The organism is Streptomyces sp. AC602_WCS936, from assembly GCF_019049125.1.
Taxonomy (GTDB): Bacteria; Actinomycetota; Actinomycetes; order Streptomycetales; family Streptomycetaceae; genus Streptomyces.
On the sequence record NZ_JAGMUF010000127.1, the window covers coordinates 59,569 to 80,448 of the forward strand.

General features: G+C 69.5%; 23 protein-coding genes. 6 read left to right on the forward strand and 17 right to left on the reverse strand.

The genetic code is table 11. From position 1 onward, the window contains the following. Positions 1-78: 78 nt before the first annotated feature. The 3 genes from KUM03_RS34575 to KUM03_RS34585 all read right to left on the reverse strand — a co-directional run bounded on the left by KUM03_RS34575 (position 79) and on the right by KUM03_RS34585 (position 2,237). A complete protein-coding gene (locus KUM03_RS34575; RefSeq protein ID WP_003973611.1) occupies positions 79-402 on the reverse strand; it encodes an STAS domain-containing protein in 324 nt (107 codons plus the stop codon). Between the two features lie 208 nt (positions 403-610). Beyond that, positions 611-1,459, reverse strand: coding sequence for a 3-hydroxyacyl-CoA dehydrogenase family protein (locus KUM03_RS34580; protein WP_217254526.1), 849 nt, complete (start codon positions 1,457-1,459; stop codon positions 611-613). Between the two features lie 136 nt (positions 1,460-1,595). Beyond that, on the reverse strand, positions 1,596-2,237 hold the full coding sequence (locus KUM03_RS34585; protein WP_217254527.1) for a TetR/AcrR family transcriptional regulator: 642 nt from the start codon (positions 2,235-2,237) through the stop codon (positions 1,596-1,598). A gap of 80 nt (positions 2,238-2,317) precedes the next feature. Here KUM03_RS34585 and KUM03_RS34590 point away from each other — a divergent pair, with 80 nt between their 5' ends. Genes KUM03_RS34590 through KUM03_RS34600 form a run of 3 tightly spaced genes read left to right on the forward strand, consistent with a single transcriptional unit; the run spans position 2,318 to position 4,453 of the window. Continuing rightward, positions 2,318-3,100: an ABC transporter ATP-binding protein gene (locus KUM03_RS34590; protein WP_217254528.1), complete on the forward strand. Its 783-nt coding sequence runs from the start codon at positions 2,318-2,320 to the stop codon at positions 3,098-3,100. 17 nt (positions 3,101-3,117) lie between these two features. Next, complete coding sequence (locus KUM03_RS34595) at positions 3,118-3,867, forward strand: ABC transporter permease (RefSeq protein ID WP_217254529.1); 750 nt, start codon at positions 3,118-3,120, stop codon at positions 3,865-3,867. A gap of 13 nt (positions 3,868-3,880) precedes the next feature. After that, positions 3,881-4,453, forward strand: a complete 573-nt coding sequence (locus KUM03_RS34600; RefSeq protein WP_217254530.1) for a cob(I)yrinic acid a,c-diamide adenosyltransferase — start codon at positions 3,881-3,883, stop codon at positions 4,451-4,453. Here the strand turns inward: KUM03_RS34600 and KUM03_RS34605 are convergent. Further along, positions 4,450-4,650, reverse strand: coding sequence for a DUF5708 family protein (locus KUM03_RS34605; RefSeq protein WP_217254531.1), 201 nt, complete (start codon positions 4,648-4,650; stop codon positions 4,450-4,452). The genes KUM03_RS34600 and KUM03_RS34605 overlap by 4 nt on opposite strands. Beyond that, entirely contained in the window at positions 4,647-5,237 is a 591-nt protein-coding gene (locus KUM03_RS34610; RefSeq protein WP_217254532.1) for a hypothetical protein, read from the reverse strand. The genes KUM03_RS34605 and KUM03_RS34610 overlap by 4 nt, the downstream gene beginning before the upstream one ends. A 152-nt stretch (positions 5,238-5,389) precedes the next feature. Between KUM03_RS34610 and KUM03_RS34615 the strand changes: the two genes are divergently transcribed. The 3 genes from KUM03_RS34615 to KUM03_RS34625 all read left to right on the forward strand — a co-directional run bounded on the left by KUM03_RS34615 (position 5,390) and on the right by KUM03_RS34625 (position 9,195). Further along, positions 5,390-6,586: a sensor histidine kinase gene (locus KUM03_RS34615; protein WP_217254533.1), complete on the forward strand. Its 1,197-nt coding sequence runs from the start codon at positions 5,390-5,392 to the stop codon at positions 6,584-6,586. Further along, positions 6,583-7,224, forward strand: coding sequence for a response regulator transcription factor (locus tag KUM03_RS34620; RefSeq protein WP_217254534.1), 642 nt, complete (start codon positions 6,583-6,585; stop codon positions 7,222-7,224). Before KUM03_RS34615 ends, KUM03_RS34620 begins: the two co-directional genes overlap by 4 nt. 147 nt (positions 7,225-7,371) lie before the next feature. Further along, positions 7,372-9,195, forward strand: a complete 1,824-nt coding sequence (locus KUM03_RS34625) for a glycoside hydrolase family 18 chitinase (protein ID WP_217254535.1) — start codon at positions 7,372-7,374, stop codon at positions 9,193-9,195. Positions 9,196-9,223: 28 nt separating this feature from the next. Here KUM03_RS34625 and KUM03_RS34630 read toward each other — a convergent pair whose 3' ends face one another. The 12 genes from KUM03_RS34630 to glyA form a co-directional block, all read right to left on the reverse strand. Further along, positions 9,224-9,670, reverse strand: a complete 447-nt coding sequence (locus KUM03_RS34630; RefSeq protein WP_073724159.1) for a DUF2550 domain-containing protein — start codon at positions 9,668-9,670, stop codon at positions 9,224-9,226. Positions 9,671-9,812: 142 nt separating this feature from the next. After that, complete coding sequence (locus KUM03_RS34635; protein ID WP_073724161.1) at positions 9,813-10,187, reverse strand: F0F1 ATP synthase subunit epsilon; 375 nt, start codon at positions 10,185-10,187, stop codon at positions 9,813-9,815. Positions 10,188-10,317: 130 nt separating this feature from the next. Continuing rightward, positions 10,318-11,754 carry a F0F1 ATP synthase subunit beta gene (atpD, locus tag KUM03_RS34640; protein ID WP_217254536.1) on the reverse strand — a complete coding sequence of 479 codons (1,437 nt, stop codon included), beginning with the start codon at positions 11,752-11,754 and terminating at the stop codon, positions 10,318-10,320. Beyond that, positions 11,754-12,671, reverse strand: coding sequence for a F0F1 ATP synthase subunit gamma (locus KUM03_RS34645; protein ID WP_217254537.1), 918 nt, complete (start codon positions 12,669-12,671; stop codon positions 11,754-11,756). The genes atpD and KUM03_RS34645 overlap by 1 nt, the downstream gene beginning before the upstream one ends. A gap of 21 nt (positions 12,672-12,692) precedes the next feature. Next, complete coding sequence (gene atpA / locus KUM03_RS34650; RefSeq protein WP_217254538.1) at positions 12,693-14,282, reverse strand: F0F1 ATP synthase subunit alpha; 1,590 nt, start codon at positions 14,280-14,282, stop codon at positions 12,693-12,695. A 175-nt stretch (positions 14,283-14,457) separates the two neighbouring features. Beyond that, positions 14,458-15,273, reverse strand: coding sequence for a F0F1 ATP synthase subunit delta (locus tag KUM03_RS34655; protein WP_217254539.1), 816 nt, complete (start codon positions 15,271-15,273; stop codon positions 14,458-14,460). Further along, positions 15,270-15,830 carry a F0F1 ATP synthase subunit B gene (locus KUM03_RS34660; protein WP_079187284.1) on the reverse strand — a complete coding sequence of 187 codons (561 nt, stop codon included), beginning with the start codon at positions 15,828-15,830 and terminating at the stop codon, positions 15,270-15,272. Before KUM03_RS34660 ends, KUM03_RS34655 begins: the two co-directional genes overlap by 4 nt. A gap of 42 nt (positions 15,831-15,872) precedes the next feature. After that, on the reverse strand, positions 15,873-16,097 hold the full coding sequence (gene atpE, locus KUM03_RS34665) for an ATP synthase F0 subunit C (protein ID WP_030545783.1): 225 nt from the start codon (positions 16,095-16,097) through the stop codon (positions 15,873-15,875). A 73-nt stretch (positions 16,098-16,170) separates the two neighbouring features. Then, positions 16,171-17,010: a F0F1 ATP synthase subunit A gene (atpB, locus tag KUM03_RS34670; RefSeq protein WP_073724171.1), complete on the reverse strand. Its 840-nt coding sequence runs from the start codon at positions 17,008-17,010 to the stop codon at positions 16,171-16,173. Positions 17,011-17,220: 210 nt separating this feature from the next. After that, positions 17,221-17,655: a hypothetical protein gene (locus KUM03_RS34675; RefSeq protein WP_217254540.1), complete on the reverse strand. Its 435-nt coding sequence runs from the start codon at positions 17,653-17,655 to the stop codon at positions 17,221-17,223. 303 nt (positions 17,656-17,958) lie between these two features. After that, the gene (locus tag KUM03_RS34680) at positions 17,959-19,266 is read right to left on the reverse strand and encodes an MraY family glycosyltransferase (protein WP_217254541.1); all 1,308 of its coding nucleotides are present in this window, start codon (positions 19,264-19,266) and stop codon (positions 17,959-17,961) included. 130 nt (positions 19,267-19,396) lie between these two features. Further along, the gene (glyA, locus tag KUM03_RS34685; RefSeq protein WP_217254542.1) at positions 19,397-20,653 is read right to left on the reverse strand and encodes a serine hydroxymethyltransferase; all 1,257 of its coding nucleotides are present in this window, start codon (positions 20,651-20,653) and stop codon (positions 19,397-19,399) included. Between the last annotated feature and the right edge of the window lie 227 nt (positions 20,654-20,880).

Sequence of the window (20,880 nt, forward strand, 5' to 3'; positions counted from 1 at the left end):
TCCGGGGTACCGACCCGTCCGAGACGTCACGGTCTCGTGAGGATTGCGTGTGCCGGGCGATTTCCGCGCGGTTCGCGGTCACACCCTGGGCAGGGTCTCCACGCCGATGCCGCCCTCGATGGCGAGGATCCGGTGCAGCCGGGTGGCCACCAGCAGGCGCTGCATCTGCGGCGGTACACCGCGCAGCACCAGCCGGCGGCCGCAGCGGCCGGCCCGCCGGTGGGCTCCCATGATCACACCGAGTCCGGTGGCGTCCCAGGAGTCCAGTTCGGACAGGTCCAGCACCAGGTCGCCGACTCCGTCGTCGACGGCCGAGTGCAGGACCGTACGGGCGTCCGCCGCGCTGCGGACGTCGAGGCGGCCCCCGACGACCAGCTCGACGTGGTCGCCCCTGATGTGCATATGCGCTCCCCGGCGTGCGTCTTCGTCTTCGTCGTCTGTGCGGTGCGATGCGGTGCGGTGCGGTGCGGTGCGGCCCAGCGTTGTGATCCAACGGCGATATCAGGTGTTGCTACCTCTGACTGGCCGAAACGATCGGAGGTTGCCGCCTGTAAGCGAACCGATACCGAATTCACCCCGCCGTGTGATGTTCGGCGGGGCTGACGCGACCTCAGTGCTTGTAGAAGCCCTGCCCGCTCTTGCGGCCGATGTCACCGGCGTCCACCATCCGGCGCATCAGTTCCGGCGGGGCGAACTTCTCGTCCTGGGACTCGGTGTAGATGTTGCCGGTGGCGTGCAGCAGGATGTCGACGCCCGTGAGGTCGGCGGTGGCCAGCGGCCCCATGGCGTGCCCGAAGCCCAGCTTGCAGGCGAGGTCGATGTCCTCGGCGGTGGCGACGCCCGACTCGTACAACTTGGCGGCCTCGACGACGAGGGCGGAGATGAGGCGGGTGGTGACGAAGCCGGCGACGTCGCGGTTGACGACGATGCAGGTCTTGCCGGTGGACTCGGCGAACTCCCGGGCGGTGGCGAGCGTTTCGTCGCTGGTCTTGTAGCCGCGCACCAGCTCGCACAGCTGCATCATCGGGACCGGCGAGAAGAAGTGGGTGCCGACGACCCGCTCGGGGCGCTCGGTCACGGCCGCGATCTTGGTGATCGGGATGGCGGAGGTGTTGGAGGCGAGGATCGCCTCGTCCTTCACCAGTTTGTCGAGCGCGCGGAAGATCTCGTGCTTGACTTCCAGCTTCTCGAAGACGGCCTCGACGACGACGTCCGCGTCGGCGGCGGCGTCCAGGTCGGTGGTGGCGGTGATGCGCGCGAGGGCGGCCTCTGCCTCTTCGGCGGCCAGCTTCCCCTTGGCGACGAACTTGTCGTACGAGGCCTTGATGCCGTCGGTGCCGCGCCGCAGCGCCTCGTCGGTGACGTCGCGCAGGACGACGTCCCAGCCCGCCTGGGCGGAGACCTGGGCGATGCCCGATCCCATGAGACCGGCTCCGATGACGGCGAGCTTCCGTGCCACTGTGCGACTCCCCTGATACGCGCTGATTCTCGTCTCTCGGCCGGAGATTAGCGGGCGTGAGGCGCTGTGTGACCGGTTAGTAACGCGCGTCACGTCTCAGATGACGGACATCACACCAACGTGTGCCATTCGGGTGTCAGAGCGCGCCCCGTACGGCGTAGTTGAGCACCTTCTCGCTCAGCAGCTCCTCCATCTCGTCCAGCAGCAGGAGCACGTCGCGGGAGACCTCGGAGGGCTTTCCGCCGGCGATCATGCGCTGGCCGATGGTCGCCATGACCGTGCCGTGCAGCCAGTTGATCTGACCGGCCATCAGGGCGGGCGTCATGTCGCCGTCCGCGCTGCCGGTCTCCTCGCGCAGGGTGTGCTCCAGGTTCAGGAGCACCTCCTGACCGATCGCCCACATCCGCGAACGGAGGGCGGGCGAGTCCTGGATGACCGTCATGAACTTCGCGTAGCCGTCCATCAGGCCGATCCGGGGCGAGACCGCCTCGACCTCCTCGCGCAGCTCGCGCAGGACGGCGCGGGCCGCCGACTCCCCGTCGCTCCGCCCGCGCACCCAGCGGGAGAGCCGGTCGATCACGCCCTTGGACCGGTCGAGGAACAGGTCCTCCTTGGCCGGGAAGTAGTTGTAGACGGTGTTGACGGAGACGTTCGCGGCGTCGGCGACCTCGGCCACCGTCACGGCCTCGAAGCCGCGCTCCAGGAACAGTCCCGTGGCGACATCCGAGATGTACTGCCGGGTCTGCCGCTTCTTCCGTTCCCTGAGTCCCTCGGCCATGCCCGCATCCTAGCTTCGCTGGGGGTGCTGAACACTTGGGGTCGTTGCAAAATTTCAGTGACTCTGTTTTTCTGGAGCGCATGGCAATCATCAGTACGGCCGGACTGGCCCGTACCTTCTCGACGAAGCACGGCCCGGTGGAGGCGGTGCGCGGCATCGACCTGACCGTCCGCGAGGGCGAGATCCTGGGCTTCCTGGGCCCCAACGGCGCCGGCAAGACCACCACCCTCCGGATGCTCACGACCCTGCTCGCCCCGACCGGCGGCGCGGCCACCGTCGCCGGCCACGACCTGGCGACCGATCCGGCCGGAGTGCGCGCGGCGTGCGGGTACGTGGCGCAGTCCGGCGGCGTGGACACCCAGATCACCGTGCGGGAGGAGCTGGTCACCCAGGGCCGCCTGTACCGGCTGACCAGGGCGCGGGCCGCCGAGCGCGCCGACGAACTGGCCCGCGACCTGGGCCTCACGGAGCTGCTGGACCGCAAGTGCGGCGCGCTCTCGGGCGGGCAGCGGCGTCGGCTGGACATCGCGATGGCGCTCACGCACCGCCCGAAGGTGCTCTTCCTGGACGAGCCGACGACCGGCCTGGACCCGGGCAGCCGCGCCGACCTGTGGGACCTGGTGCGCCGGCTGCGCGACGAGCACGGCACCACCGTCTTCCTGACCACCCACTACCTCGACGAGGCCGACGCCCTCTCCGACCGCCTGGTGGTCGTGGACCGGGGCGTGGTGGCGGCCGAGGGCACGCCGAGCGCGCTGAAGCTCCGGTACGGCGGCTCGCTCGACGCCTCCCTCCAGGACACCTTCCTGGCCGTCACCGGCCGCAGCGCCGCTGAGGCCGACTCCGCCCCCGTAGCCGTATAGCCGCCCAAGGACCTCCGATGCTGCTCCACGACACCGGCCTCATCTACGGCCGCTACCTGCGCCAGTCCCTGCGCTCCCGTTTCGCGCTGCTCTTCGGCGTGCTGATGCCGTTGCTGTACCTGCTCTTCTTCGGCCCGCTGCTGACCGATCTGCCGCTCGGCGGACGGGGCAGCTCCTGGCAGGTGCTGGTCCCCGGCCTGCTGCTCCAGCTGGGCCTGTTCGGCGCCTCGTTCGCGGGCTTCTCGATCATCATCGAGAACGGCCAGGGGGTGGTCGAGCGCATGCGGGTCACGCCCGTCAGCCGCCTGGCGCTGCTGCTGGGCCGGGTGCTGCGGGACGCCACGGTCTTCGCCTTCCAGGCGGTGCTGCTGGTCCTCGCCGCGCTCGTGATGGGCCTGCGCGCACCGCTGCCCGGCGTGCTGATCGGCTTCGCGTTCGTCGCCCTGCTCACCGTCTCGCTGGCGTCACTGTCGTACGCGCTGGCGATGAAGGTCCGCACCCCGCAGGAGTTCGGCCCGACGATCAACGCCCTCACCATGCCGTCGATGCTGCTGTCCGGCCTGATGCTGCCGATGACGCTGGGTCCGGCCTGGCTGGACGTGCTCTCGCACCTGATGCCGTTCCGCTACCTGGTCGACGCGGTACGGGACGCGTACGTCGGCTCCTACGCGACGGCGCACATGCTCTACGGCACCCTGGTCGCCGTCGCCTTCACCGCGCTGGCCGTGACGGTGGGCACACGCGTGTTCCGTACCGCCGGAGCGTAACTACGCTGGCCCCATGGTCAACCTGACGCGCATCTACACCCGGACCGGCGACCAGGGCACCACCGCCCTCGGCGACATGAGCCGGGTCCCCAAGACCGACCTGAGGATCTCCGCGTACGCCGACGCCAACGAGGCGAACGCGGTGATCGGCACGGCGATCGCCCTCGGCGCCCTGCACGAGGAGGTCGTCAAGGTCCTAGTCCGCGTCCAGAACGACCTGTTCGACGTGGGCGCGGACCTGTCGACGCCGGTGGTGGAGAACCCGGAGTTCCCGCCCCTGCGGGTCGAGCAGTTCTACGTCGACAAGCTGGAGGCGGACTGCGACCGCTTCCTGGCCGAGGTCGAGAAGCTCCGCTCCTTCATCCTGCCCGGCGGCACGGCCGGCGCGGCCCTGCTGCACCAGGCGTGCACGGTGGTCCGGCGGGCCGAGCGCTCGACGTGGGCGGCGCTGGAGGCCCATGGCGAGACGATGAACCCGCTCACCGCGACCTACCTGAACCGCCTCTCCGACCTGCTCTTCATCCTGGCCCGGGTGGCCAACAAGGAGGTCGGGGACGTGCTGTGGGTTCCCGGCGGGGAACGCTAGCCGGCCGTGCCGCCCCGGCGCGCCGACCGGAACAGGCCCCAGACGGTCTGCGCGCCGCCGACGCACATCATCACGATGCCGACCTTCGTCAGGTCGACGACGGGGACGTCCACGTCTCCCGCGAACATCCAGAGGACGAGGCCGGCCACGAAGGTGCCGCCGCCCTCCCACAGCGAACGTTCCGCCAGGCCCTTCATCGGCGCGCGCCCTCCCTTTCCTTCACCGTCTCCGACGCGACCGGGGCCGTCCCGGCCGGGTCCTTCTTCGGCCAGATCAGGTACCCGAGGGCCACCAGGCCGTGGATGGCGAGGACCCGGATCGCCGCCCACTGGAAGGCGCGCAGGGACGAGACGTCGCCCTCGTCGCCGACGTACCAGACCGCGCCCTGGAGCAGCGCGCAGGCCACGGCCGCGCCCAGGAGGGTGCGCAGCCACAGCCGGCCCTCGTGGGCCGCCCGGGCCCGGCCGTAGCGCGGGGGCTTGACCGGCGGCGGGCCGCCGGCCAGGCGGTGGGCGGCGTGGCCGTCGAGCCAGCGGATCGTGTAGTGGCCGTACGCGACCGTGTAGCCGATGTACAGCGCGGCCAGGCCGTGCTCCCAGCCCGGCTCGGCGCCGTTCTTCAGGTCCCATGCCGTCGCGGCGAACAGCACCAGTTCCAGCACCGGCTCGCACAGCAGCAGGAACACGCTGGTGCGACGCCACTTCAGCAGGTAGCGGGCGGCCAGCCCGAGGGCCAGCAGGACCCAGAAGCCGACCTCACAGGCGATGATCAACGCGACGACCACGACGCACTCCCTTCCTTCACCCTTCCAGGCTGCCGTCGGAAGCCGCCGCGTTCGTCGTCGCCGGGGGCGAACCTCCGGTACATCGAAAGATGCAGTGCGGGACCGTTCCGCGGGATCAGGCGGACGGGGCGCGGGCCGTGTTGGATGGTGGCATGGCCGTACGACTCCCCCGCCCGCACCGCATCGACGTGTACGCCGCGTCGGCGGGGCTGCTGGGCGGGCTGCTGCTGTGGGGCATCGGCCTGGGCGTGCGGCCCGCCGACGATCCGATCGTGCTGTTCGACGGCCGCTGGCCGCTGCTGGTCCCGCTCGCCGTCATGGCGGGCTGCGAGCTGCTGCGCCGGGCCGCGCCGCGCACGGGCCTGCTGATCGGTACCGCGGCGCTGGTCGGGGACACGGTCACGCAGGGCAGCCTGGTCATGCTGATCATGTACTCCGACCTGATGTACGCCGCCGTGCTGTACGGCACGCCCGCCTCGGCCCGCCGCATCCCGTGGATCACCGGGCTGGTCACCGTGACCGCGACGATCGTGCCGTTCGCCGTGTGGCGGGTGCCCGAGGCCCTGCTGATCGGTGTCGTCGTCGGCGTGGTGTCGTTCGCGCCCGCCTCCACCGGGCTGATCGTGCGCAACCACCGCGAGGCCGCCAACGCCGCCCTGCTGCGTGCCGAACAGACCGCGCTGCTCGCGGAGATGGACCGGGTGCAGGCGGTGACCGCCGAGCGTGCCCGGATGGCCCGCGAGCTGCACGACATGGTCGCCAACCACCTCTCCGCGATCGCCATCCACTCCACGGCCGCGCTCTCCCTGGACGACCCGGCGACCACCCGGCAGGCGCTCGGCGTGATCCGCGAGAACAGCGTCGAGGGGCTGGCCGAGATGCGGCGGCTGATCGGCATCCTTCGGGACGACGGCGCCCGCACCGAGCCGGCCGCCGCGCCCACCCTCGACGGCCTGGGCGCGCTGGTCGAGGGCGCCCGCGCCAACGGCCTCGACGTCACCCTGGAGGCGGCGCCCGGCGAGGGGCTGCCCGCGCCGGTCGAGCTGGCCGCGTACCGGATCGTGCAGGAGTCCCTCACCAACGCCCTCAAGCACGCGGCGCCGGGGACGGTGCGCGTCGGGCTCACCCGACTCGACGGAGCCCTGCACGTCCGGGTGACCAGCCCGTACGGCGACCGGGACACCCCGCGCGCCCCCGGCTCGGGCGCCGGTCTGGTCGGCATGCGGGAGCGGGCCGCGCTGCTGCACGGCACCTTCGAGGCCGGGCCGGTCGCGGATCCCGGGTCGACGGGCGGCAAGATCTGGGCCGTACGCGCCGCACTGCCCCTGAACGAAGGAGACCACGCATGATCCGCGTCCTCGTCGCCGAGGATCAGTCGGCCGTCCGCGCCGGACTGGTGCTGATCCTCGGCAGCGCGCCGGACATCGAGGTGGTCGGGGAGGCCGCCGACGGGGAGCAGGCCGTGGAGCTGGCCCGGGGACTGCGGCCGGATCTGGTGCTGATGGACGTGCAGATGCCGCGCCTCGACGGGGTGTCGGCGACCCGGCGGGTGGTCGACGAGCAGCTCGCCGACGTGCTGGTGCTGACCACCTTCGACCTGGACGAGTACGTCTTCGGGGCGCTGCGGGCGGGGGCGGCCGGGTTCCTGTTGAAGAACACCGAGGCGAAGGACCTCCTCGCGGCCGTGCGCACGGTGGCGGGCGGCGAGGGGATCGTCGCCCCGGCCGTGACCCGGCGGCTGATCGCCGAGTTCGCCGCGAAGCCGGTGCGGGAGCCGGCCGCGGAACCGGCGGCGCTGGCGGAGTTGACGCGGCGCGAGCGCGAGGTGCTGTCCTGCCTCGGTGAGGGGCTGTCCAACGCCGCGATCGCCGAACGGCTGGAGATGGCCGAGGCGACGGTGAAGACGCACGTCAGCCGTCTGCTGGGGAAGCTGGGGCTGCGCAGCCGGGTGCAAGCGGCGGTGCTGGCGCAGGAGTTGGGTATCTAGTTTCCCCTCTCAACCACGGTCTCAACCACAGCGCGCCACATTGGTCCAGACCTATTGACCTATGGTCCAGACCTTTCTATTCTCGCGGCACTGCGGGCATGAGGCTCAGTCATGCCCACAACAACATCCCCATATAAGGAGGCGCACATGCGCTTCAGACACAAAGCCGCGGCACTCGCAGCGACCCTGGCGCTTCCCCTCGCCGGGCTGGTCGGGCTCGCGAGTCCGGCCCAGGCGGCCACGAGTGCGACGGCCACCTTCGCCAAGACCTCGGACTGGGGCAGCGGCTTCGGCGGCAAGTGGACGGTGAAGAACACCGGCACCACCACGATCAACTCCTGGACCGTCGAGTGGGACTTCCCCTCCGGCACCAAGGTCACCTCCGCCTGGGACGCCACCGTCACCAACTCCGGTGACCACTGGACCGCCAAGAACGTCGGCTGGAACGGCACCCTCGCCCCCGGGGCGACCGTCTCCTTCGGCTTCAACGGCAGCGGCCCCGGCTCCCCCGCCAACTGCAAGCTCAACGGCGGCAGCTGCGACGGGACCTCCGTACCGGGCGACGAGGCCCCCTCCAAGCCCGGCACTCCCACCGCCTCGGGCATCACCGACACCTCGGTGAAACTGTCCTGGTCGGCGGCGACCGACGACAAGGGCGTCAAGAACTACGACGTCCTGCGCGACGGCGCCAAGGTCGCCACCGTGACCGGCACCTCGTACACGGACACCGGCCTCACCAAGGGCACCGACTACTCGTACAGCGTCCAGGCCCGCGACACCGCCGACCAGACCGGTCCGGTGAGCGGCGCGGTGAAGGTCACCACCACCGGTGACGGCGGCCCCCAGCCGCAGCCCGGCGACGAGGTCAAGCTCGGCTACTTCACCAACTGGGGCGTCTACGGGCGCAACTACCACGTGAAGAACCTGGTCACCTCCGGCTCCGCCGAGAAGATCACGCACATCAACTACGCCTTCGGCAACGTCCAGGGCGGGAAGTGCACCATCGGTGACGCCTACGCCGACTACGACAAGGCGTACACGGCCGACCAGTCCGTCGACGGCGTCGCCGACACCTGGGACCAGCCGCTGCGCGGCAACTTCAACCAGCTGCGCAAGCTGAAGGAGATGTACCCGCACATCAAGGTGCTGTGGTCCTTCGGCGGCTGGACCTGGTCCGGCGGCTTCCCCGACGCGGTGAAGAACCCGGCCGCCTTCGCGAAGTCCTGCCACGACCTGGTCGAGGACCCGCGCTGGGCCGACGTCTTCGACGGCATCGACCTGGACTGGGAGTACCCGAACGCGTGCGGTCTGAGCTGTGACACGACCAGCGCCCCGAACGCCTTCAGCACCATGATGAAGGCCATGCGGGCCGAGTTCGGCAACGACCTGGTCACCGCGGCCGTCACCGCCGACGCCTCCGACGGCGGCAAGATCGAGGCCGCCGACTACGGCGAGGCAGCGCAGTACATCGACTGGTACAACGTGATGACGTACGACTTCTTCGGTGCCTGGGCGAAGAACGGCCCGACCGCTCCGCACTCGCCGCTGACCTCGTACGACGGCATCCCGCAGCAGGGCTTCAACTCCGCCGAGGCGATCGCGAAGTTCAAGGCGACGGGTGTGCCGGCCGACAAGCTGCTCCTCGGCATCGGCTTCTACGGCCGCGGCTGGACCGGCGTCACCCAGTCCGCGCCCGGCGGCACGGCGACCGGCCCGGCGGCCGGCACCTACGAGGCGGGCATCGAGGACTACAAGGTCCTCAAGAACAGCTGCCCGGCCACCGGCACCGTCGCGGGGACCGCGTACGCGCACTGCGGCAGCAACTGGTGGTCCTACGACACCCCGGCCACCGTCAAGTCCAAGATGGACTGGGCCGAGCAGCAGGGCCTGGGCGGTGCCTTCTTCTGGGAGTTCAGCGGTGACACCGCCAACGGTGAACTGGTGAGTGCCATCGACAGCGGTCTGAAGTAGGACCCGAGAAAGTCACCTGAAAGAGTCGCTAAGCGACGTTGACGCGCTGACCGGGCGGGGCTGCCTCCAGCCACGCGAGAAATCCGGTCAGCGCGTCTTCGCTCATCGCCAGTTCGAGCCGGGTGCCGCGATGGAGACAGGCGAGCACCACGGCGTCCGAGAGCAACGCCAGCTCCTCCTCCCCCTCGGGCAGCCGGCGGCCGGCCACTTCGATGGCCGAGCGCTCCAGTACGCGGCGCGGACGGGGCGAGTACGAGAAGACGCGGTACCACTCGACCCGGTCGCCGTTGTAGCGGGCCACTCCGTAGGCCCAGCCCTTGCCGCCGGTGTCGCCCTCCTTGGGGGCGTCCCAGCGCAGGGAGCAGTCGAAGGTGCCGCCCGAGCGCTGGATCAGCCGGCGGCGCAGACCGAAGACGAAGAGCCCGATCACCACCAGGGCCACAACGATTCCGCACACAGTCAGAGCGAGGGCCATCGACACCGACCTCCTCGTCTCCTAGGTAACGGAACGGAAAAAACACCCGGATCTGCCTCAGCCGCGGCCGGGTCCGGATCGCTCCGGTCCCAGCCGCGGCTGAGTGACGTCATGGCACGACGTTATCGCACAGTGCTGTGGATCAGCGTCCCGCCGCCGCGCGCAGACGGACGTCCGCGCGACGCTCGGCGTGGGCGTCGCCCTCCGCCTTCGCGCGCTCGAGCTCCCGCTCCGCGCGCTGGACGTCGATCTCGTCCGACAGCTCGGCGATCTCGGCCAGCAGGGACAGCTTGTTGTCGGCGAACGAGATGAAACCGCCGTGCACCGCGGCGACGACCGTCCCACCGTCACTCGTACGGATGGTCACCGGGCCCGACTCCAGCACACCGAGCAGCGGCTGGTGACCGGGCATGACGCCGATGTCGCCGGACGTGGTGCGCGCGACGACCAGGGAGGCCTCGCCGGACCAGACCTCTCGGTCGGCCGCGACCAGCGCGACGTGCAGATCAGCAGCCAAGGTGGCTCCTCGGGTCACCACCCGGCCGGTCAGCCGGGTGTTGGTTACAAGTCTAAGGGGCGTGCCGGAGGGGACGGGACGTGCCCGCCCCCTCCGGTGTGAGCCCGGGGGCCCACGATGAGCACGGGGCTCAGGAGACGCCGAGCTCCTTGGCGTTGTTCTTCAGGTCCTCGATGCCACCGCACATGAAGAACGCCTGCTCCGGGAAGTGGTCGTACTCGCCGTCGCAGATCGCGTTGAAGGCCGCGATCGACTCGTCCAGCGGGACGTCCGACCCGTCGACGCCGGTGAACTGCTTGGCGACGTGGGTGTTCTGGGACAGGAAGCGCTCCACGCGACGGGCACGGTGGACGACGAGCTTGTCCTCCTCGCCGAGCTCGTCGATACCGAGGATCGCGATGATGTCCTGCAGGTCCTTGTACTTCTGCAGGATGTTCTTCACGCGCATCGCGGCCTGGTAGTGGTCCGCCGCGATGTACCGCGGGTCGAGGATGCGGGACGTCGAGTCCAGCGGGTCCACGGCCGGGTAGATGCCCTTCTCGGAGATCGGACGGGAGAGCACCGTCGTCGCGTCGAGGTGGGCGAAGGTGGTGGCCGGGGCCGGGTCGGTCAGGTCGTCCGCGGGGACGTAGATCGCCTGCATCGAGGTGATCGAGTGACCACGGGTCGAGGTGATGCGCTCCTGGAGGAGACCCATCTCGTCGGCCAGGTTCGGCTGGTAGCCCACCGCGGAGGGCATGCGGCCGAGCAGGGTCGACACCTCGGAGCCCGCCTGGGTGAAGCGGAAGATGTTGTCGATGAAGAACAGCACGTCCTGCTTCTGGACGTCGCGGAAGTACTCGGCCATGGTCAGGCCGGCCAGCGCGACGCGCAGACGGGTGCCCGGCGGCTCGTCCATCTGACCGAAGACCAGCGCGGTCTTGTCGATGACGCCGGACTCGCTCATCTCGTCGATGAGGTCGTTGCCCTCACGGGTGCGCTCACCGACACCGGCGAACACGGAGACACCGTCGTGGTTGTTGGCGACGCGGTAGATCATCTCCTGGATGAGCACCGTCTTGCCGACGCCGGCGCCGCCGAACAGACCGATCTTGCCGCCCTTGACGTACGGGGTCAGCAGGTCGATGACCTTGACGCCGGTCTCGAACATCTCGGTCTTCGACTCGAGCTCGTCGAAGTTGGGCGCCTTGCGGTGGATCGGCCAGCGCTCGCCGGTGTACTCCTCGTCGACGTTCAGCACCTCGCCGAGGGTGTTGAACACCTTGCCGGTGGTGAAGTCGCCGACCGGGACGGAGATCGACGTGCCGGTGTCGGTCACCGGGGCCTGGCGGACCAGACCGTCGGTGGGCTGCATGGAGATGGTGCGGACCAGGCCGTCACCGAGGTGCTGCGCGACCTCGAGGGTCAGCGTCTTCAGCTCGCCCGCCTTCGCCGGGTCGGCGACCTCGACGTGGAGGGCGTTGTAGATCTCCGGCATCGCGTCGACGGGGAACTCCACGTCGACGACCGGGCCGATGACCCGGGCGACGCGGCCCGTGGCCGTCGCGGTCTCAACAGTGGTGGTCATTAGTTGTCACTCCCCGCGTTCGCGTCGGCCAGGGCACTGGCGCCACCGACGATCTCGCTGATTTCCTGGGTGATTTCGGCCTGGCGGGCCGCGTTGGCAAGACGGGAGAGCGTGTTGATCAGCTCGCCCGCGTTGTCGGTGGCCGACTTCATCGCGCGTCGCGTGGCGGCGTGCTTGGAGGCGGCCGACTGCAGCAGCGCGTTGTAGATGCGGCTCTCGACGTAGCGCGGCAGCAGGGCGTCGAGGACGTCCTCCGCCGACGGCTCGAAGTCGTACAGCGGAAGGATCTCGTCCTTCGTCGCCGACTCCTGCGCGACCTCTTCGAGGCGCAGGGGCAGCAGCCGGGAGTCGACCGCCGTCTGCGTCATCATCGAGACGAACTCGGTGTAGACGATGTGGAGCTCGTCCACGCCGCCCTCGGCCGTGTCCTTCTCGATCGCCTCGATCAGCGGCGCCGCGACCTTCTTGGCGTCCGCGTACGAGGGCTCGTCGGTGAAGCCCGCGAACGACTCCGCGACCTTGCGCTCGCGGAAGTTGTAGTGGGCGAGACCGCGCCGGCCGACGATGTACGTGTCGACCTGCCTGCCCTCGCGCTCGAGGCGCTCGGTCAGCTGCTCCGCCGCCTTGATGGCGTTGGAGTTGAAGGCGCCGGCCAGACCGCGGTCGCTCGTGAGGAGCAGGACCGCGGCACGGGTCGGGTTCTCCGTCTCCGTGGTGAGCGGGTGCTTCGTGTTCGACCCGGTACCGACCGCCGTGACCGCGCGGGTGAGCTCCTGCGCGTACGGCGTGGAGGCCGCCACCTTGCGCTGCGCCTTGACGACGCGCGAGGCGGCGATCATCTCCATCGCCTTGGTGATCTTCTTGGTCGCGGTGACGGATCGGATGCGACGCTTGTAGACCCGGAGCTGGGCTCCCATGAGTCAGGTCCCTTCCTTACGTCACTTGGCGGCGGACGGGGCGTCCTCGCCGAGCAGCTTGCCGTCCGAGGTCTCGAACTGCTTCTTGAACGACGCGATCGCCTCGGCGATGGCCTGCAGGGTGTCGTCCGACATCTTGCCGCCCTCGCGGATGGAGGTCATGAGGCCCTGCTCCTGGCGGTGCAGGTACTCCAGCAGCTCCTTCTCGAAGCGGCGGATGTCGGCGACCGGCACCTCGTCCATCTTGCCGGTGGTGCCGGCCCAGACGGAGACGACCTGGTCCTCGGTGGCCATCGGCTGGTACTGGTCCTGCTTCAGCAGTTCGACCATGCGCTGACCGCGCTCCAGCTGCGACTTCGACGCGGCGTCCAGGTCGGAACCGAAGGCGGCGAACGCCTCCAGCTCACGGAACTGGGCGAGGTCCACGCGGAGCCGGCCGGAGACCTGCTTCATGGCCTTGTGCTGGGCGGAGCCACCGACGCGGGAGACCGAGATACCGACGTTCAGGGCCGGACGCTGACCGGCGTTGAACAGGTCGGACTCCAGGAAGCACTGGCCGTCGGTGATGGAGATGACGTTGGTCGGGATGAACGCCGAGACGTCGTTGGCCTTGGTCTCGACGATCGGCAGACCCGTCATCGAACCGGCGCCCTCGGCGTCGGAGAGCTTCGCGCAGCGCTCCAGCAGACGGGAGTGCAGGTAGAAGACGTCACCCGGGTAGGCCTCGCGGCCCGGCGGGCGGCGCAGCAGCAGCGACACGGCGCGGTAGGCGTCGGCCTGCTTCGACAGGTCGTCGAAGATGATCAGGACGTGCTTGCCCTCGTACATCCACTGCTGGCCGATGGCCGAGCCGGTGTACGGCGCCAGGTACTTGAAGCCGGCCGGGTCGGACGCCGGGGCGGCCACGATGGTCGTGTACTCCAGCGCGCCGTTCTCCTCCAGCGCGCGGCGGACCGACGCGATGGTGGAGCCCTTCTGGCCGATGGCGACGTAGATGCAGCGGACCTGCTTGTTCGGGTCGCCGGTGCGCCAGTTGTCACGCTGGTTGATGATCGTGTCGACGGCCAGGGCGGTCTTGCCGGTCTGGCGGTCGCCGATGACCAGCTGGCGCTGGCCGCGGCCGATCGGGGTCATGGCGTCGACGGCCTTGTAGCCCGTCTCCATCGGCTCGTGCACCGACTTGCGCTGCATGACCGTGGGGGCCTGCAGCTCGAGGGCACGGCGGCCCTCGGTCTCGATCTCGCCGAGGCCGTCGATCGGGTTGCCGAGGGGGTCGACGACGCGGCCGAGGTAGCCCTCGCCCACGGCGACCGACAGGACCTCGCCGGTGCGGGTGACCGGCTGGCCCTCCTCGATGCCGCTGAACTCACCGAGGACGACGCAACCGATCTCGCGCTCCTCGAGGTTGAGGGCGAGGCCGAGGGTGCCGTCCTCGAACTTCAGCAGTTCGTTGGCCATGGCCGAGGGCAGGCCCTCGACCTTCGCGATGCCGTCGCCGGCAAGGGTGACCGTACCGACCTCCTCGCGCGAGGCCGCGTCCGGCTTGTACGACTGGACGAAGTTCTCCAGTGCGTCCCGGATCTCCTCCGGCCGGATCGTGAGCTCCGCCATCTGAGTTCCCTGCTCTCCTTGTTGGGCCCGAAGTTTCACTTGGGGGGTATTCCACGAGTCGGGACTCCCCCCAATGAGAGGTGAATCCTCTGCACGGCCCAACCAGGGCCGTCGTAAGTACGTACTGCTACTGCTTGTTGTGCTGTTGTCGCGTGCTGTTGTCGCGCGGGAAGCGTCAGCTCGCCATCCGGCGGCCGGCGTCCTCCAGGCGGTCCGCGATGGAGCCGTTGATGACCTCGTCACCGACCTGCACCCGGATGCCTCCGAGGACCTCGGGGTCCACGTCGAGGTTGAGGTGCATCGGACGGCCGTAGACCTTCGCGAGGGCCGCGCCGAGGCGCTGCTTCTGCGTGTCGCTCAGCGGCACCGCCGAGGTGACGACGGCGACCATCCGGTCCCGCCGGTCGGCGGCGAGCTTGGACAGGGACTCGAGTCCCGACTCCAGGCTACGTCCCCGCGGCGCGGTGACAAGGCGCGTCACCAGTCGCTCGGTGGTCTGCTCCGCCCGGCCGCCGAGCAGGCCGCGCAGCAGCTCGCCCTTGGCCGCGGTGGTGGCCGAACGGTTGGTCAGCGCGGCGCGCAGCTCGGTGTTCGAGGCGACGATCCGGCCGAACCGGAACAGCTCGTCCTCGACGTTGTCGAGCCGGCCCCGCTTCTGGGCGGCGGTGAGGTCGGCGGTGTTCGCCAGCTCCTCCAGGGCGTCCACCAGGTCGCGCGACTGCGACCAGCGGGAGCGCACCATGCCGGCCACCACGTCGGCGGTCGTGCCGCTGACCTGGGTGCCGAGGAGGCGCTGGGCGAGTTCGGCCTTGGCCTCGCCGGCCTGCGCCGGGTCGGTCAGGACCCGACGCAGCGACACCTCGCGGTGGAGCAGCGCGGTGACGGCGGCCAGCTCGTCGGCGAGCGAGCCGGCGTCCACGGACGTGGAGTCCGTCAGCGCGTCGAGACGCTCGCGTGCGGCAGCCAGGGCCTCGCGGCTCGCTCCGTTCATCGGGTCGCCTCTGCCTTCGTCGCCTTGTCGTCCAGCTCGTCCAGGAAGCGGTCGATCACGCGGCTCTGGCGGGCGTGGTCCTCGAGGGACTCGCCGACGAGCTTGCCGGCCAGCTCGGTGGCCAGCGTGCCGACGTCCTGGCGCAGCGCGGACGCGGCGGCCTTGCGGTCGGCCTGGATCTGGGCGTGACCGGCGGCGATGATCTCCTCACGCTGCCGCTGGCCTTCCGCGCGCATCTCGGCGATGAGCGTGGCGCCCTGCTCCTGCGCCTCCTGACGCAGGCGCGCGGCCTCGTGCCGGGCCTCGGCGAGCTGTGCCTTGTACTGCTCAAGGACGCTCTGGGCCTCGGTCTGCGCGGCCTCGGCCTTCTCGATACCGCCCTCGATGGCCTCGCGACGCTCTTCCAGAACCTTGTTGATGTTCGGGAGCAGCTTCTTGGCGAGGAAGCCGAAGACGATGACGAAAGCGATGAGGCCGATGACAACTTCCGGCCACGGCGGAATGAGGGGATTCTCCTTCTCACCCTCAGCCGCCAGGAAAACCAGGGCGGAGTTCACATCAGTGCCTTTCGTCGAAAGGGTCGGTCGTCAGTGCTCGTCTTAGTAGACGAACGGCATGACGAGACCGATGAGGGCGAGCGCCTCACAGAACGCGAAGCCCAGGATCTGGTTGGCGCGGATCAGACCGGCCGCCTCGGGCTGGCGGGCGAGGGCCTGGGTGCCGTTACCGAAGATGATGCCGACGCCGACGCCGGGGCCAATGGCGGCCAGGCCGTAACCGACGGAGCTGAGCGAACCTTCGACGGCAGCAAGGGTCTGGGACATGCCAGTTCTTCCTTCTCTTTACGGACCGGTGGGGGTTGGCCACCGGACGGCTGGGGGTGTGATGCGGGACGGCTCAGTGGTGCTCGGCGAGCGCGCCCTGGATGTAGGTGCAGGTCAGCAGCACGAACACGTACGCCTGCACGGCCTGGATGAAGAGCTCGAAGGCCGTCATGATGATCGTCATCACGAACGAGACGCCCGCGTAGGCGATGCCGATGCCGTTCAGCAGGTACCAGCTGGCGATCGTGAAGAGGAGCAGCAGCGTGTGGCCCGCGAACATGTTCGCGAAGAGCCGGACGGCGTGAGTGAAGGGGCGGACCAGCAGGTTCGAGAAGAACTCGATGGTCATCGACAGCGGCAGCACGGCGCCGAGGGACTTGTCGTAACCCGTGACGTTCTTGAAGAAGCCGACGAAGCCGTGGCGCTTGAAGGTGAGCGAGACCCACAGGACGTAGACGATCAGGGCCAGGACCATCGGGTAGGCGATGATCGAGGTGACCGGGAACTGGGCGACCGGGATGATCGACCAGAGGTTCATCATCCAGACGAAGAAGAAGAGCGTCACGACGAGCGGGACGTACTTCTCGCCTTCCTTCTTGCCGATGGTCTCGTAGACGACGCCGCGGCGGATGAAGTCGTAGCCGGCCTCGGCGACCATCTGGAGCTTGCCGGGGACGACCTTCGGCTTGTTGAAGGCGGCCCAGAAGAAGCCCACGATGATGACCGAGCCGAGCAGCGCGAGCAGCATCGGCTTGTTGAAGTACATGCCGTTGCCGTCTGCGTTGCCCCAGAGCGGCTCGAAGAGGAACGAGTGCAGGCCGGGAGCCGGGAAACCACAACCGTCGAAGATGTGGCAGTCGGTCTCGAAGGCGAGCACCTGCGTCGGGTCAGCACTCACCGCGGGCTCCTTCATCGTGGCGCATGGGTACGACAACCTCGTTGTGTCGGCGCGGCGCGTGACCGCTGTTCGGCACGGGACTGGTGTTACGGATGTGGGGGCGGCTGTGGGGCATCTCGCCTCGCGAATGAGCAGGCGTCAGCTGGGATGCCCGCGCCCGCGATGCCGCAGTTGGCACCGGACGATAGCAGGACTTCACATGCCTCTTTATCCCGGCCCTACCCGTCACGACGAGCGGCCCGTCTTTTCGGACTTTTCGCTCGACGACTCGGGCTCGACGTAAAGAATCTTGGCCTTCATGTGCGCCCGCGTCTGCGCGGCGATCCACGTGAGCGTGACGACGACCAAAGTGATCGCGAAGGACCGGGGGTTGAACAGCGTCGTGTTCTTGAACGCGGCCAGGAAGACGAACAGCAGCAGGATCTGTGCCGCGTAGAGCATCAGGCCCATCGCCTGGAAAAGGTGCGGAAGCGATTTGGCGGTGCGCTGCAGGACGTAGAGCCCGATTCCCATGAAGAGCATCGCCACCACGGTCGCGACGACGGCGCCGACCGCTCCCTTGCCGCCGGCGGCCACGGCGCTGACGACGGCGGCTACTGCGCCGACGGCAGCCGTGGGCACGGCAGCCTGAAGCAAGGTCCGGACGTCATTGGACGGCATGGCGGCAACTCCGCTTTCACACACAGGGGGCAGGTGTCGTCATGGACGAGCGTAATCCCGGGCTGAAGGGTGTCCTCACACTCAAGAGACCGTCGCACTACGGTCCTTAAGCCTTACCCGGGGGTTCTCGTGAACCGTATCACAAACTATTTGATGAGGTCTTTACCTGAGGGTGTGCTTGCTGTCACACATGAGAGTGACGGTGCGCGTGTGAGCAATTACTGCGCCCACTTGTCTGGTAATGGGGCAGTTCGTTCCCCCACGAGTTGGCAATGCTCTAGTCAGATTCTTACCTTGTGCCTCTTACCTCGTGCGCGAACGGGGGCCCACGGCGGTGGCCCCGTTGACGCCCGAGACACCGACGGCCACCGGCACGCGCTCTTCGTCCTCGTCCACCGCGGGCTCCGTCTCGGCCCCGGCCCCGGCCTCGACGGCGGCGGCCTTGCGGCGGCGGTAGCGGGGCGGCACGAAGCGCTCGGCCCAGCGCGGGGCGCGCGGCGTGAAGCGCGGCAGCAGGAGCAGCACCAGCCCGACCGCGCTCAGCGCGACCACGCCCAGCACGATCCACATCGACGCCGAGTTGACGGAGTAGGCGAGCGCGCCGAAGGCGATCAGCGCCGACCAGAAGTACATGATCAGCACCGCGCGGCTGTGCGAGTGCCCCACCTCGAGGAGCCGGTGGTGCAGGTGCCCCCGGTCGGCGGCGAACGGCGACTGGCCGCGCCAGGTGCGGCGCACGATCGCGAGGATCAGGTCGGCGGCCGGGATGGCGATGATGGTCAGCGGCATCAGCAGCGGGATGTAGACGGGCACCATCTGGTGCACGGTGTTGCGCTCGGAACCGGAGAACAGCTTCATCACGTCCGGGTCGACCTGCCCGGTGACCGAGATCGCGCCGGCCGCGAGGACGAGTCCGATCAGCATCGAGCCGGAGTCGCCCATGAAGATCCGGGCGGGGTGCATGTTGTGCGGCAGGAAGCCGAGGCACATGCCCATGAGGATCACCGCGAACAGCGTGGCGGGCGCCGCGGCCTCGATGCCGTACGAGTACCAGATCCGGTAGGCGTACATGAAGAACGCCGCCGCCGCGATGCACACCATGCCCGCCGCGAGGCCGTCGAGTCCGTCCACGAAGTTGACCGCGTTGATGGTGATGACGACCAGCGCCACCGTCAGCAGCGTGCCCTGCCACTGGGTGAGCGCCACCGTGCCGACGCCCGGCAGCGGGATCCACAGGATGGTCAGACCCTGGACCACCATCACGCCGGCGGCGATCATCTGCCCGCCCAGCTTGATCAGGGCGTCGATCTCGAACTTGTCGTCCAGGACGCCGATCAGCCAGATCAGGGCGGCGCCGGAGAGCAGGGCGCGCGGCTCGTTGGACTTCTCGAAGACCTCACTGAGGTTGGTGAGGTGGTCGGCGACCAGCAGACCGGCGCACAGCCCGAAGAACATGGCGATACCGCCGAGGCGCGGAGTGGGCTCCCGGTGCACGTCACGTGCCCGGATCTCCGGCATCGCCCCCGCCACGATCGCGAACTTCCGTACCGGCCCTGTCAGCAGGTACGTCACCGCGGCCGTGATGCAGAGCGTCAGCAGGTATTCACGCACGGGCTTCCCCACAGGTCTCGCTGGCCATTCCCAGCCTCACACCCTAGCGATGCGCGCATATGGTTGAGGACTTCCGGGTAGCGACGATGGTTGCACGTGTGGCTGTGCACGTGCGTTCGCCTACCCCGCCTCAGTCCGGATACGGCGGGAACTGCGCGACCAGATCCCGTACGTCGTCCCGCGCCTTCGCCGGGTCCGTGCCGCCCCTGAGCACCTCGGCGAGCAGGGTGGCCACCGCCCGCATCTCCCGCTCCCCCATGCCCTGTGTGGTGACGGCCGCGGTGCCCAGGCGCAGGCCGCGGGCGTCCGCGTGCGGCAGGGCGCAGCAGTCCAGGACGATCCCGGCCGCCGCGAGCCGGCCCCGCGCGGTCCTGCCGTCGACGCCGAGCGGGGACGGGTCGACGGTGAGCAGGTGGGTGTCGGTGCCCCCGGTCGTGACGGTCAGGCCCTCGGCGGCCAGGTGGGCGGCGAGGGTGCGGGCGTTGGCGATCACCTGATGGGTGTACCCGGCGAAGGCCGGGGTGGCCGCCTCGCCGAAGGCGACCGCCTTGGCGGCGATGGTGTGCATCTGCGCGCCGCCCTGCGTGAACGGGAAGACGGCCCGGTCGACCCGCTCCGCCAGTTCGCTGCCGCACAGGACCATGCCGCCGCGCGGCCCCCGCAGCACCTTGTGCGTGGTGGCGCACACCACGTCGGCGTACGGCACCGGACTGGGCGCCGCTCCCCCCGCGACCAGCCCGATCGGGTGCGCGGCGTCCGCGACGAGGTAGGCGCCCACCTCGTCGGCGATGTCGCGGAAGGCGGCGTAGTCGGGGTTGCGGGGGTAGGCGATGGACCCGCACACGATCGCCTTGGGCCGGTGCGTACGGGCCAGGGTGCGTACCTGGTCGTAGTCGATCAGCCCGGTCTCCGCGTCCACGCCGTAGCCGACGAAGTCGAACCAGCGGCCGGAGAAGTTCGCCGGTGAGCCGTGGGTGAGGTGGCCGCCGTAGGGCAGGCCGAGGGCGAGGACGGTGTCCCCGGGGCGCAGCAGGGCGGCGTAGGCGGCCAGCACGGCGGAGGAGCCCGAGTGGGACTGCACGTTGGCGTGCTCGGCGCCGAAGAGGCCCTGGGCACGCTCCACGGCGAGCCGCTCGGCGACGTCGACGATCTCGCAGCCGCCGTGGTGCCGGGCGCCCGGGTAGCCCTCGGCGTACTTGTTGGCCAGCGGGGAGCCGAGGGCGGCCAGCACGGCGGGGGACGTGAAGTTCTCGGCGGCGATCAGCTGGAGGGTCGTCGACTGGCGGCGGCCCTCGGCGAGCAGGATCTCGGCCAGCTCGGGGTCCTGGCGCAGCAGGACGCCGAGCGTGCTGTCATCGGCCTCGAGGATGTCGTGGGTGACCGACATGGTGCGCTCCGGGCGTGCGTCGACGGTGACGTACGACCAATGTAGGCCCGGCGCGCGAAAGCCGCCCGGCATCCCCGCACGACGGTGCCCCCTACGCCCGCGCGCGAACCCCCGTCAACGCCGTCACCACCGGGTCCAGCGCCTGGTGTATCTCGTCCCCGACCGACCGGAAGAAGGTCAGCGGCGCCCCGTACGGGACCCATCCCTGACGCGCCCCTCACACTGCT